This window comes from Mycobacterium noviomagense (assembly GCF_010731635.1).
Lineage (GTDB): Bacteria > Actinomycetota > Actinomycetes > Mycobacteriales > Mycobacteriaceae > Mycobacterium > Mycobacterium noviomagense.
This window is the reverse complement of record NZ_AP022583.1, coordinates 1,916,442-1,929,953: the sequence shown is the minus strand read 5'-3', so window position 1 is coordinate 1,929,953 and position 13,512 is coordinate 1,916,442. Positions and strand designations below refer to the sequence as shown.

Sequence of the window (13,512 nt, the reverse complement as noted above, 5' to 3'; positions counted from 1 at the left end):
CTGTCTCCTCTTCACCGGCGAGCGTTGGCGTCTTGCCATGAATGGACGGTATCCGTTTGGGGTCCGGATCGGCAGAGATTCGCCGGCCTGAAGGCAGGATTGCAGCGCGGTGTCACCGCTCGTCTTTCGGCGCTGAGGGAGGCGCTTTGAGCCCGAAGAGGCGGATGCTGTGCTCACGCATCTCCACTTTGCGCACCTTGCCGGTGACCGTCATCGGGAACTCGTCGACGACGTGGACGTAGCGCGGGATCTTGTAGTGCGCGAGCTTGTCGGTGGCGAAAGCCCGCACCGCGTCGGCATCCAAGGCCGGCCGGCCCGGCTTCATCCTGATCCAGGCGCAGACTTCTTCGCCGTACGTCTCGTCGGGCACGCCGATGACCTGCACTTCGTCGATGTCGGGATGGGTGTAGAGGAATTCCTCGACCTCGCGCGGATAGATGTTCTCGCCGCCGCGGATCACCATGTCCTTCAAGCGTCCGACGATGGTGCAGTACCCGTCGTCGCGCATAACCGCAAGATCGCCGCTATGCATCCACCCGTCGGCATCGACCACCTCGCGGGTCAGGTGCTCGTCGCGCCAGTACCCCAGCATCACCAAGTAGCCGCGGGCGCAGAACTCACCGGGCTCTCCTCGCTCGACGATGCCGCCGCTGTCCGGATCGACGATTTTGACTTCCACATGGGGGTGGGCGCGCCCGACGGTTGCGGTTCGCCGCTCGAGATCGTCGCCGACGAGTGTTTGGCAGGAGACCGGCGATGTCTCGGTCATGCCGTAGGCGATGGCCGGCGTCATGTTCATCTCGCTGAGGCAGCGCTTCATCACCTCGACCGGGCACACCGATCCGGCCATGATGCCGGTGCGCAGCGACGACAGGTCGGTATGGGCAACATCGGGATGGTTGAGCATGGCGATGAACATGGTCGGGACGCCGTAGACGCCGGTGCAGCGTTCGGCTTCGATCGCGGCCAGTGTCGCCCCAGCGTCGAACGCGGGCGCCGGAATGACGATCGTGGCCCCGTGCGTGGTGCAGCCGAGATTGCCCATCACCATGCCGAAGCAGTGGTAGAACGGCACGGGGACGCAGAGCCGGTCATCCGGGCCCAGGTTCAGCAATTCGGTGACGAAGAAGCCGTTGTTGAGGATGTTGCGATGCGACAACGTCGCGCCCTTGGGGAATCCGGTTGTCCCCGAGGTGTATTGGATGTTGATCGGGTCGGTGTTGGCTGACGCCGACGATCGGGTTGTGAGCTCATTCTCCGGCGCTGCGTGCTGTTTCAGGTTGTCCCAGTCGCGAGCGTCAAGAAACACAACATCTTTGAGGTCGGGGCAGTCGGGACGGACGGCGGCGATCATGCTTCGGTAGTCGGAGGTTTTGAACTTCGTCGCGGCGATCAGCGTGCGCGTACCTGACTGCTTCAGCACATAGGCGAGTTCGTGGATGCGGTAGGCGGGGTTGACGGTGACGAGGATCGCACCGATCTTCGCGGTGGCGTACTGCACGACAGTCCACTCCGGGCAGTTCGGTGCCCAGATGCCGACACGCTCGCCGCGGGCCACGCCCAGAGACATCAAACCCCTTGCCACGACATCGACTTCGTGGTTGAGCTCGGCATAGGACCAGCGACGGTGCCCGGCAACATCGACGAGCGCCTCGGCGTCGGGATGGGTAGCGACCATGCGCTCGAAGTTCGCCCCGATCGTCTCCTCGAGAAGAGGAGTATCCGTCGGACCGGCGTCGTAGGCCTTCATTGCTCAGCCCACCAGATCCTCGTACCGGTACTCCGTCGCGATCGGTGTCCTGGCGCGGTGTGCGGTCTCTTCGCGGCACCGTAGCTCGACCCGGCGGATCTTGCCCGAGATCGTCTTGGGCAGTTCGAAGAACTCGACGCGCCGCACCCTCAAATACGGCGGGACGCGGTCGCGCACGTGCTGCATGATCGACCGGGCGGTGTCGGCGTCGGGTCGCCAGTCGGCGGACAGCGAAATGTAGGCCTTGGGGACCGATAACCGGGTGTCGTCGGGCTGCGGCACCACAGCGGCCTCGACGACGGCCGGATGCTCGATGAGCACGCTTTCCAGTTCGAACGGCGACACCTTGTAGTCCGACGACTTGAACACGTCATCGGTGCGGCCGACGTAGGTGATGTCGCCTTCGGCGTCGCGGCGAGCGACGTCGCCGGTGTGGTAGTAGCGGCCTGCGGTCGCCTGGTTGTGCGGGTCGCCGAGATAGCCGGTCATCACGTTGACCGGGTCGGCGGTCAAGTCGAGACAGATCTCGCCCTCGTCGGCGGGTTCGCCGCTGACCGGGTCAACCAGCACAATGGGCACACCCGGCAACGGCCGGCCCATCGATCCCGGTTTGACCGGCCGGCCGGGAAGGTTGCCGATCAGCAGCGTGGTCTCGGTCTGGCCGTAGCCGTCGCGGATGGTTAGGCCCCACGCTCGCTCGACCTCGGCGATGACGTTCGCGTTGAGAGGTTCACCGGCGGCCACGATTTCGCGCAGCCGTTCCGGTCGGTCACCGAGATCGGACTGAATGAGCATGCGCCACACCGTCGGCGGCGCACAGAACGTCGTCACCCCGGCGCCACGAATTCGGTCCAGCAATGCCGCCGCGTCGAAGCGGCGGTAGTTGTAGACGAAGATCGTCGCCTCTGCGGCCCACGGCGCGAAGAAGCAACTCCAGGCGTGTTTGGCCCAACCCGGCGAGCTGATCGCCAAGTGCACGTCGCCGGCCCGCACGCCGATCCAGGCCATCGTCGACAAATGCCCTACCGGATAGCTGATCTGGGAATGCTGCACCAGCTTGGGCGTGCTGGTGGTCCCCGAGGTGAAATAAATCAGCATCGGATCGTCAACAGCGGTTTGAGCCGTGAACGGACCGGTCGGGGCGGCGCCTGCGGCGTCGGCGTAGCGGTGCCACTCGTCGACCGGTGCGCCGACCGCAATGCGCCGGTAGTCACCGTCGATCCCGTCGAACTTGGCGGTGTCAGACGCATTGGCGACGACGAAGCTTGCGCCGCCGCGACGAAGGCGGTCGGCAATGTCGGCCGGACCGAGCGCCGCGGTGGTCGGCATGATGACGGCGCCGAGTTTGGCGACGGCCAGCATCGTTTCCCACAACTCGACCTGGTTGCCCAGCATCACGATGACCCGATCACCTTTGCCGACGCCGAGGTGCTGCAACCACGCTGCAACGCGGTCGGACCGCTCGACCATCTCGGCGAAGCTCACTTTCTGTTCGGTGCCGTCGTCGTCGACGACCCATAGAGCAGTCTGGTCGTTGCCTCGCCCGATGACGTCGAACCAGTCGGTCGCCCAGTTGAAGACACCGGTAATGCGCGGCCACCCGAACCTGCCCGCAAGGACCTCGTCCCGCGCGGCGCGATAGCGATCGGTGTTGGTCGCCATAACATGTAGCATCGCGCGCCAACGCAGATCCGTCAGCGGATTAGCTGGTGCTGAACCCCAGCCCGTGACGCGCGAGCCTCGCTACGGCTCTTCGTAGCCGAGGCGAAATGCGCAGCGAGAAAAGGGGGTTGAAGATATCCTCGCGAAGCCTGGTCAGCTTGGAGGTCTTGATGCGCCACTGTCCGTCGATCTTGACGTAAGTCTCGTGGTAGTGGCCGTAACCGTTGAGGTTCAGCCCGGGCGCCAGCCGCACCACGTCCTCTAACGCCCACACACCTCGGGCCGTTGTCGGCGAAGTCAGCTCGATCTCCGGCGCGTGTACCTGGTGCACGGTGGGCTGAGAGGACTTGCCCAGTGTCGTACGGATGAATGCGACGAACTCGTCGGCGCCGATGATGACCTTGCCGCCCGCCTCGGCGGTATCGCTGACGAAGTCGTCGGTGAAAACGTCGCGCCATGCCTCCCAGTCTTTGGTGTCCAGGTATCGGCAGTACCGGGCCTTGAGCTGTTTGATCGCCTGGATCTCCAGCAGAGCGGTGGGGTCATCCATCGCGGGCACTTTCACTTGTTGCCGCCCATGGCGGCGGCACTGGCTCGGGCTAAGAGCTGGACAGCCTGGTTGCGGGTCATCGAGCCCAGCATTTGCGCTGCAGCGCGCATGTTTTCGCCGACGATCCAGGTTGGCCCGTTGGTCAGGTTGTCGAACGCCTCGCTGATGACCTCGTCGACGCTGGCGGCATCCGGCGGCGTCTCGTCTTCGGGACTGATCTGTCCCCGGCTGTGTTCGAGTCGACGCAGTGCCGGTGTGTCGGTCTTGCCGAGGATCAGACCCAGCACGTCGACGCCCTTGTCGGTGACTGCGTCGACCCCGCGCCCGATTTCGCCGTAGTCGAGTTGGCAGTCATCGCTGAACACGGTGCGAAACAAGTCCCAGTCCGCGCCGATCTGTCCCGGTGGCGTAGCGCAGCAGAACATCGGCGATGTCCTGGCGATCGTCTCGGTCGGTCACGAAATGTCTCCGTTCGGGTGGGGGTGCCCCGTGACATGCACGTCCGAGGCGCAGATCGCGGTGCTCAGCGTTCGCAGCACCGTCTCTCCCTGACCGGGTACAGGGTCCGCGGTCTCCCCAACGTGGAGCTGTCCGTCGCGCAACACCACCGCACGCATGCGCATCACCATACGTGTCGTGAAGAGGGCGCCCCACGTGGTCAGCGTGTTCCCCAGCGACAGGACGCCTGCCCACATGCCACGCCGCCGTTCGGCGGATGGTTAGGCTGGCGATCTGTGGAAACACCTCGACGCCGCGGCTTCAACGAGACGGTCACCCGGTTCTGGAGTTTTGCCGCCCCCGCGTACAACCTTCCAATTCTCCAGGAGTGGGTGTATCGCCCGCCGCACGATGAGGTGATCGAGCAGCTGCGTACCCACGGATGTACGCGTATTGCTGACGTCGCCTGCGGGACTGGCGTTTTGACTCACCGGATCCAGCGTGAGCTGGGGCCGGAGGAGTTGTACGGGGTCGACATGTCCGATGGGATGCTCGCCCAGGCCCGAGCGCGAACTGACCGGGTGCAGTGGTTGAAGGGACCGGCTGAGCACCTGCCGTTCGACGACGGCGCCCTCGACGCCGTCGTGACGACGTCGGCGTTCCACTTCTTCGACCAGCCGGCGGCGTTACGCGAGTTTCACCGTGTGCTCGCCCCCGCTGGGCTGGTCGCGGTCGCGGCGCTCAGCGCGCGTCAACCCCGTCTGCAGGCCCCGTCGGCCATCCGGTGGAAACCTGCGCACCATCCGTCGCCCGCCGAGATGCACGCACTGTTCGAGGGCGCCGGCTTCACAGTCACTGAGCAACACCGTGTCCGGCGGCCCATTTGGACGAAGATCCTCTCCGACCTGATCACCGTCGGGGTGAAAAGCTAGCGGCTACAACTTCATCAGCAGATATCCTGACGCCACCCACCGAGAGATTACGCGGCCCCCCGCCAGTATCTACCGGTTCCTTACACCGGAATTGCAAAGCGATTTCGCATACGACATCCGTTCTGTGCGGATAGCATCTTGCCGGCATCCTCCTGAAAGGTAGGGCGACATGACCGGCAGCGGAGTGGTAGAACGCTACTTGGCGTGCCTGGGCTCTCAGGATTGGGATGGACTGGCCGCCACCACCGCCGACGAGGGCTTGGTTCGCGACGGCCCGTTCTGCGACGCCGTCGAAGGAAAGGAACCCTATATCGCCTTCCTGCGCGGCGTTTTCTCCCATCTGCAGGGCTACCAATTGCAGGTGCAGCGGATTTCCGCTGTGTCCGAACGTCTTTCATATGTAGAACTGACCGAGACGTTCGAGATCGACGGTGTCCCCACCGAGTACCCCGAATGCCTCGTGTTCGAGCAAGACGGCGATGGCCTGATCTCGTACGTCAGTGTTTTCATCAAGCGGCCCGGCGGGGAGCCACGTGTGGAGGGCGGTCGCGCGGGCTGACGCCGGCCACTCATGGCGCTGCCGGATACTCGTCATGGCGCCGTGCGCCGTACGGACGGAACGAGGACGGCCTGCCTCAGTCCAGTCCGGTCCGAACATGAAGTGGTAGACCAGCGGCTGCGAGCGCCCGTCGAAGAGTTCGGCGAGGGTTTTCTCTCCTTCGTTGGTGTCGAAGCGGTAGGTCTTCTCGATTCGCACCCAGGGAAGGTCGCGCCGTCGCACGGCTAGCTCGTCGCTGCGGCGGGTAAGTTCCTTTTCCGCCTCAAGCAGCCAGACGAGCCTGAAGGTGCTCTTCTCGAGTTGCGACTGTGTGGGTGGTCATGTCTGCGCTCCTTTCTCGTCAGGACGGCTTTCCTCTCGAGCCGCCGTCACCTAGACGACGAACGCGGCGGCGTAAATCCGACACCGGTGTCCCGCCGAGCGCCGACACTCACGTAGTGCCTGCACAGTGGTGCCGTTTACCAGGGTGTTTTATGGGCAGTGTTAGCTAGTAGCCGTAGGTTGGGCACGGCAGACGTAGCCGAAGGCTGAAGGATGACGCAATGAGGGTTCCGGGTGTAGCCAACGTTCTCGGCGGCGTAACCGGTGGAGCGGCGCAGGCGGTGCGAACCGGGGTGCAAGGCGCGGCGGGGGCTGCCGCGGCGATGCAGATGCTGGCCACTCCAGTCGTGCAATCGGTCAGCCAATCGACCGCCCGCGTGCTGGGGATGGGCAATTCTTCCAACGGCTCCGCTGAGGCAGCTGCGCCGCCGGTGCGTTGGCAGAGCGGACGCCGGGTGCACCTGGACCTGGATCCGCTGCTGCCGTTTCCCCGCTGGCACGAGCATGCGCCGGCAGTAGAGGAGGCGGTCCGCAAGATCCCCGGCGTGACGACTGCTCATGTCGAGGGCGCGTTGGGCCGGCTGGTGCTCGAACTCGAGGACGACACCGACGCCGATCGCATCGTCGACACCGTGCGTGACGCAGTCGAGTCCGTCGCCGCCGACTTGATGTCGGCAGGCTTGCAATCGGCACCGCGCATCGCGCCGTTCGCCGATCCCGGTAATCCGCTGGCGATACTGGTGCCGGTCACCGCCGCGGCAATGGATGTCGTAGCGATCGGGGCCGCCGTCACCGGTTGGGTCGTCCGACTGCCAGCCGCCCCGCGAACCACCCGAGCCGCGGCCGCTCTGATCAGCAACCAACCGCGCATCGTGTCATTTTTGGAATCGCGCCTGGGTCGAGTGGGCACCGATCTCGCGCTCGCCGCTTCCAGCGCAGCGGCCAACGGCCTCACGCAGGCGGTCGGCACACCACTGTTGGACCTGGCGCAACGCGGCCTGCAGATCGCCGAGGCGGCGGCTCACCGGGACAGGTGGCGGCAGCGAGAACCCGAGCTGGCCTCGACCAAGCGGCCGCAGGCACCAGTGGTCCCCGTCATCTCGTCCGCTGGACCCGATTCCCACGCTCCCCGGCACAACTGGGTGGCCGCAGCAGCCGGTGAGGCTTCGCACGTCGTCGTCGACGGGGCCATCGACTCGGCGATCGACACGGCAAAGGGATCGATGGCCGGACCGGTGGAAGAGTATGCCAACCAGGCCGCCAACGGTTCGCTGGTCGCCGCGGCGGGCGCGTTGCTGGCAGGCGGCGGCGCCGAAGACGCGGCCGGAACGATCCTGGCCGGGGTGCCCAAGGCAGCGCATATGGGCCGGCAGGCGTTCGCCGCCGTCCTGGGCCGCGGTCTGGCCAACGCCGGGCAGATGATCCTCGACCCCGGCGCGCTGCGCCGGTTGGATCGGGTGAAGGTGGTCCTGATCGACGGCGCGGCGTTGCGCGGTGATGCGCGGGCCGTCCTGCAAGCACGCGGAAATGCACCCGGCTGGGATGACGACCGGGTATATGAGGTCGCCGACGCGCTGCTGCACGCTGAGCAGCCGCCCGAGCCCGATCCCGATGAGTTTCCCGCCACCGGGGCTCGTCTGCGCTGGATCCCGGCGCAGGGACCGGCGGCTACACCCGCCCAGGGCCTCGAACGTGCCGACCTCGTGGTCGACGGCGAATGCGTGGGCAACGTCGAAGTTGGTTGGGAAGTCGACCCCTTCGCGATCGCACTGCTGCAGACCGCGCACCGCACCGGAGCGCGGGTGGTGTTGCGGCACGTCGCGGGCACCCAGGATCTGGCGGCGAGCGTCGCAGAGGCTCATCCCCCGGGCACTCCGCTGCTGAAGTTGGTCCGTGAGCTGCGCTCGGATCGCGGGCCGGTATTGCTGATCACCGCGCTGCATCGGGATTTCGCGTCGACGGACACGTTGGCGGCGCTGGCCGTCGCCGACGTCGGGGTGGCCCTCGACGACCCGCATGCGGCGACACCGTGGACCGCAGACATCATCACTGGCACCGATCTGGCTGCGGCCGTGCGGATTTTGTCGGCACTACCGGCGGCCCGCCAAGCCACCGAATCGTCGGTGCGCCTTGCTCAGGGCGGCACCACGCTGGCCGGGCTGTTGCTGGTCACCGGTGACCCGCGCACAGGTGCCGGAAGCCCACTGGCCATGCGGCGCTGGCTCAATCCCGTCAACGCCGCCGCAGCCACCGCGTTGGCGTCGGGCGCTTTCTCGGCCGCAAAGGTGCTGCGCCAGCCTGATCCGACCCCGCAACCGCTGACCGCTTGGCATGCGCTCGACCCGGAGATCGTCTACTCGCGGCTGACCAGCCGTACGCGGCCCTTGGTCATCGAGCCCGGCGCGGCGGCATGGCGCCGCGTTGCCGACGACTTGTCCTACACCCCACTGGTGAGACCGCTGCGCGGGCCGGCGGCGGCGGTCGGCCGCTTGCTTGCCGCGACGCGCGCCGAGCTCAACGACCCGCTGACGCCGATTCTGGCGGTGGGAGCGGCGGCGTCGGCGATTGTCGGCAGCAACGTCGACGCGCTACTGGTCACCGGTGTGATGACCGCCAACGCGATAGTCGGTGGCGTGCAACGGTTACGGGCCGAGGCCGCGGCGGCTGAGCTGTTCGCCGAACAGGAGAAGTTCGCGCGCCGGGTCGTGGTCCCGGCCGTGGCGACGACCCGGCGCCGGTTGGACGTTGCCCGGCATTCTGATCGCGTCGTCACCGTAACCGCAAGTTCCTTGCGCCCCGGCGACGTCATCGACCTCGCCGCTCCGGACGTCGTGCCGGCGGACGCCCGGGTCCTGGTGGCCGAGGACGTCGAGGTCGACGAGTCGTTCCTCACCGGTGAGTCGCTCCCGGTGGACAAGCAGGTTGACCCCGTCGCCGCAACCGATCCCGACCGCGCCAGCATGCTGTTCGAGGGCAGCACGATCGTCGCCGGCCACGCTCGGGCGATCGTCGTGGCGACCGGTGCGGGCACCGCGGCGCACCGCGCGATCTCGGCCGTCGCCGATGTCGAACCGGCCGCGGGCGTGCAAGCCCGGCTGCGTCAGCTGACCAGCCGGGTTCTTCCGGTGACACTCGCAGGCGGAGCAGCGGTGAGCGCTCTTGCGTTGCTGCGCCGCGCAACGCTGCGCCAAGCGGTCGCCGACGGTGTGGCGATCGCGGTGGCCGCTGTCCCGGAGGGCTTGCCGTTGGTGGCCACGCTGGCGCAGCTTGCCGCTGCACAGCGGCTGTCGCGGCGCGGCGTGCTGGTCCGTGCTCCACGCACGGTCGAAGCTCTGGGCCGCGTCGACACCGTGTGTTTCGACAAGACCGGCACGCTTACCGAGAACCGGCTGCGCGTGGTTTGTGCCGTCCCGAAAGACTCCCGGCCCGAGGGCCCGTTCCTCGACACCGCCGACCCGCGGGCGGCCGAGGTGCTGCGGGCGGCCGCGCGCGCGTGTACGCAGCCCCGCAACGGCCAAGGGCACGCGCACGCCACCGACGAGGCGATCCTCACCGCGGCGGATGCGCTGGGCGGCCAAGGCGATTCGGAATGGACTGTGCTCGCGGAGGTACCGTTCGAGTCCAGTCGCGGCTACGCGGCCGCCATCGGCACTGCCAGCGCCGATGGGCAACCGCCGACGCTGATGCTTAAGGGCGCACCCGAACAGGTCCTGCCGCGTTGCCGATTCGCCGATCGCGACGCCGAGGGTGACCACGCGGAGTCGTTGGTGCACGGCCTGGCCGAACAAGGCTTGCGTGTGCTTGCAGTGGCACAGCGCAGCTGGGACGGAGAAACCACCGAAGACGCCACCGACGCCGACGAGGTCGATGCCGCCGCGCAGGACCTTGAATTGCTCGGCTACGTCGGCTTGGCCGACACTGCCCGGCCTTCGGCGCGGCCCCTGATCGAGGCGCTGCTGGATGCCGAACGCAAGGTGGTACTGATCACCGGCGATCATCCGGTGACGGCACGAGCGATCGCCCGCCAGTTGGGCCTGCCGTCGGATGTGCGGGTGGTCACCGGCAGCGAGCTTGCGGCGCTCGACGAGGAAGCGTGCACCAAACTCGCCGCCGACGTTCAGGTCTTCGCCCGTGTCAGCCCCGAGCAAAAGGTTCAGATCGTTGCGGCGCTGCAACGCTGCGGCCAAGTGACCGCGATGGTCGGCGACGGAGCCAATGACGCCGCCGCCATCCGGATGGCCGACGTGGGCATCGGGGTGACTGCTCGCGGATCCTCAGCCGCCCGCGGCGCCGCTGACATCGTGCTGACCGACGACGATCTGGGCGTGCTGATCGACGCACTGGTCGAGGGCCGCGGTATGTGGGCCGGTGTGCGCGATGCGGTGACGATCTTGGTTGGCGGCAATGTGGGCGAGGTGCTGTTCACGATTATCGGGACAGCATTCGGCGCGGGCCGGGCGCCGATCGGGACCCGGCAGCTGCTGCTCGTGAATTTGCTCACCGATATGTTCCCTGCGCTTGCGGTTGCCGTCACCTCACAGCATCCGCAACTCGACGAATCCGAGGACCAGGCCGACCAGGAGGACGAAGAAGCCCGCCGTGCCTACCAGCGTGCGGTACTGACCGAGCCGACGCCGTCGCTCGACGTGCCGCTGATGCGGCAGATCGTCACCCGCGGCGCCGTCACAGCCGCCGGCGCTACCGCCGCGTGGGCTATCGGACGTTGGACACCGGGCACCGAACGACGCACCGCGACAATGGGATTGACCGCTTTGGTGGCAACGCAGCTGGCGCAGACGCTGATGACTCGCCGCCACAGCCCGCTCGTCGTGGCGACGGCGCTCGGCAGCGCGGCGGTCCTGGTCGCCGTCGTGCAAACCCCAGGTGTCAGCCACTTCTTCGGGTGTACGCCGCTGGGCCCGGTGGCGTGGACGGGGGTGGCCGGCGCGACGGCAACGGCCACTGCCTTATCGGTGGTCGCACCGACTTGGTTGGTCAAAACTGTCGGTGTCTCGCAGCAGATACCCGACCCGACTGTGTGAACCGTTCCTTCGCCACCGCGCAGTAGCGCGGACAGCCCCCGGCCTAGGTTGAAGCGGTGATTATTCGGCTCGCCGCGCTGCTCGGTATGTTGCTTGCGGTGGCGGCGTGTTCAGTGGCGGGCTCGCCCGAGACCGCGTATCCCGACGGCACCAGTGCGCACAACCTGAGGTTCGACGGGCTCGACCGCGCCTACCGGGTGTACAAGCCCGCCGGCTTACCCGCGGCTGCCCCGCTGGTCGTCATGTTGCACGGCGGATTCGGCACCGGAGAGCAAGCTGAAAACTCATACGGCTGGGATCAGTTGGCCGACTCCGCCAAGTTCGTCGTCGCCTACCCGGACGGGATCGGCCGGGCCTGGAACGCTCACGGCTGCTGCGGGCGGCCCGCCCGTGACGGGATCGATGACGTCGGCTTCATCACCGCGATGGTGGGACGGATCGGCGACTCTATCGGTATCGACCGTGCGCGTGTGTATGCCACCGGCATCAGTAACGGCGGCCTCATGAGCTACACACTGGCCTGCAACAGCGGCGTCTTTGCCGCCATCGGGCCGGATTCGGCCACCCAACTCGACGCCTGCGCCACACCGCACCCGACCTCGGTGATGCACATCCACGGCACCGCCGACCGGTTGGTCCCCTATAACGGGGGGCAGGGCGCCAGTGTCGTCAACGGACCGTCGATTGCCGACGTCAACGCCTTCTGGCGTCAAGTTGACCACTGCGGGCCACCTGCCCTCAGCAACGCCGGTCCGGTCACCACTTCGACCGCTGCGTGCCCGCACAACCGCAGCGTGGTGCTGATCACCATCGACGGCGGCGGGCACCAATGGCCAGGCGGCACCACATTCCTCGAACGGGGAAGCCCGACGTCGCATTCGCTGAACGCCACCCAAACGTTCTGGCAGTTCTTCGCAGCACATCCCGCCTAATCGTGATCAACCGCAGCAGGTGCCGGGCGAGAAGGCTACGCAGGCAGTTCTTTTCACAGCACCCTTGTCGGCGGGGTTGCGTGAAATACTCATGACGATGTGGATGTCTCTGGCTATCCGAAGCAGGAAACCCTGCCACACAGGGACTTCGCGGTTCACCTTTCGCTGATGCCGCTGCCGGGTCGCGGAACGACTTAGGCGCCAGGCGCTGCCCGAACCGCTCGTCAGGCACACCAATCACCGCGTTGTCCGCGATGTCGCAATGTTCGGCCAGTGCGGTTGCCATCGCCCCAAGGTAACGGATTTGTGCCGCCACGACCCACTTCGCGAAGCAGGCATGTCACCCGGCCGGGCCTGGTGGACTGAGTAGTCGGGAGCGCAGCAGGGCCCGAGCCGTGGTGATCACGCTCGTCGTCGTCATTGGTGGCGCTTGTTTTCGATGGCGTACCGATACCAGAGTCGCGCCGCCCAATCCACAGGCCCGGCCAGCGCCACCGAGGTGAGCTCTGCGGGCCACGCCCACCACGGCTCGATCGTGCGCGGCCGTTCAATGATCGCTTTGGCGACCACATCGGCGGCTTCCTCGGCGGACAGCCCCGGGAGTTTGCGTAGCAGCGGCGTGGGCTCGGTCATCCTGGTGCGGACCAGCGCGAGGTAAATCGACGTGACGTCGACACCGTCAGCGTGCAGCTCTGGAGCGACGCTGCGCAGCCAGATGTCGAATGCTCCCTTGGATGCCTGATAGGCACCCCACTGCGGGCCGGGCGGAACCCGTACTCCGACGCTCGAAACGCTGATGATGTGCCCGCCCCCATGCTCCCGCATCGCCGGAAGAACTCCCAGCAGCAACCGGATCGGCCCCAGGTAGTTGATGTCGATGGTGCGCTGAAAATCGTGCGGGCGGTCATATTGATGATGCAACGACCGTCGGATCGACTTACCGGCATTGCTCACCACAATGTCGAGTGGCCCGTGGTCGTCGGCGATGCGTTTGGTCAGCGTGTTGACGGCGGATTCGTCGGTGAGATCGGCCGGGTAGGCGACCGCTCGTCCCCCACCGGTGTTGATGGATGCCGCCAAGTCATCAAGGCGTTCGGCCGAGCGAGCGACGGCCAGTACGGTCGCGCGTGCCGCGCCAAGCGCTCGAGCGGTCGCCTCGCCCACGCCGTATGACGCCCCGGTCACCAGCACGGTTTTGCCGGAGACGGCACGGCGCAACTTGTCGGGATCTGAAACCCGCGCCGGGTTGACTAGTTTGTCGATCACCTTGGCCCCGACGTTCATGGAACTATTCTCACCAGTCCGCGCCCACCGTGAAGCGGTCGG

The 13,512-nt window shown here is 66.7% G+C and carries 9 protein-coding genes and 3 pseudogenes; 4 read left to right on the top strand and 8 right to left on the bottom strand.

Features of this window, described 5'->3' with window-relative positions:
• Positions 1 to 112: 112 nt before the first annotated feature.
• From G6N15_RS08840 to G6N15_RS23785, 6 genes and pseudogenes are all read right to left on the bottom strand, one after another.
• Entirely contained in the window at positions 113 to 1,750 is a 1,638-nt protein-coding gene (locus G6N15_RS08840; RefSeq protein WP_083086882.1) for an AMP-binding protein, read from the bottom strand.
• Between the two features lie 3 nt (positions 1,751 to 1,753).
• Positions 1,754 to 3,412, bottom strand: coding sequence for an AMP-binding protein (locus G6N15_RS08835; RefSeq protein WP_083086883.1), 1,659 nt, complete (start codon positions 3,410 to 3,412; stop codon positions 1,754 to 1,756).
• Positions 3,413 to 3,452: 40 nt separating this feature from the next.
• Complete coding sequence (locus G6N15_RS08830; protein ID WP_083086919.1) at positions 3,453 to 3,962, bottom strand: nuclear transport factor 2 family protein; 510 nt, start codon at positions 3,960 to 3,962, stop codon at positions 3,453 to 3,455.
• 11 nt (positions 3,963 to 3,973) lie between these two features.
• Positions 3,974 to 4,261 (bottom strand): annotated as a pseudogene (locus G6N15_RS22865) (SDR family NAD(P)-dependent oxidoreductase); the annotation flags it as partial.
• Positions 4,262 to 4,421, bottom strand: a pseudogene (locus G6N15_RS22860) (nuclear transport factor 2 family protein); the annotation flags it as partial. It abuts the pseudogene before it with no gap.
• Positions 4,418 to 4,657 carry a hypothetical protein gene (locus G6N15_RS23785; protein WP_083086884.1) on the bottom strand — a complete coding sequence of 80 codons (240 nt, stop codon included), beginning with the start codon at positions 4,655 to 4,657 and terminating at the stop codon, positions 4,418 to 4,420. The gene G6N15_RS23785 and the pseudogene G6N15_RS22860, both read right to left, overlap by 4 nt.
• A gap of 39 nt (positions 4,658 to 4,696) precedes the next feature.
• On the opposite strand from G6N15_RS23785, the gene G6N15_RS08815 reads away from it, so the two are divergent.
• Entirely contained in the window at positions 4,697 to 5,332 is a 636-nt protein-coding gene (locus G6N15_RS08815; RefSeq protein ID WP_083086885.1) for a class I SAM-dependent methyltransferase, read from the top strand.
• Positions 5,333 to 5,501: 169 nt separating this feature from the next.
• Positions 5,502 to 5,891 (top strand): nuclear transport factor 2 family protein, encoded by a 390-nt coding sequence (locus tag G6N15_RS08810; RefSeq protein WP_083086886.1) that lies wholly within the window; start codon positions 5,502 to 5,504, stop codon positions 5,889 to 5,891.
• A 60-nt stretch (positions 5,892 to 5,951) separates the two neighbouring features.
• Here G6N15_RS08810 and G6N15_RS23515 read toward each other — a convergent pair.
• Positions 5,952 to 6,161, bottom strand: a pseudogene (locus G6N15_RS23515) (DUF899 family protein); the annotation flags it as partial.
• Positions 6,162 to 6,433: 272 nt separating this feature from the next.
• Here G6N15_RS23515 and G6N15_RS08800 point away from each other — a divergent pair.
• Together G6N15_RS08800 and G6N15_RS08795 are read left to right on the top strand one after the other, a co-directional pair.
• Entirely contained in the window at positions 6,434 to 11,254 is a 4,821-nt protein-coding gene (locus G6N15_RS08800; RefSeq protein WP_083086887.1) for a cation-translocating P-type ATPase, read from the top strand.
• Positions 11,255 to 11,310: 56 nt separating this feature from the next.
• Positions 11,311 to 12,186, top strand: a complete 876-nt coding sequence (locus G6N15_RS08795; protein WP_083086888.1) for an extracellular catalytic domain type 1 short-chain-length polyhydroxyalkanoate depolymerase — start codon at positions 11,311 to 11,313, stop codon at positions 12,184 to 12,186.
• 417 nt (positions 12,187 to 12,603) lie between these two features.
• Here G6N15_RS08795 and G6N15_RS08790 read toward each other — a convergent pair whose 3' ends face one another.
• A complete protein-coding gene (locus G6N15_RS08790; RefSeq protein WP_083086889.1) occupies positions 12,604 to 13,470 on the bottom strand; it encodes an SDR family NAD(P)-dependent oxidoreductase in 867 nt (288 codons plus the stop codon).
• Positions 13,471 to 13,512 lie beyond the last annotated feature (42 nt).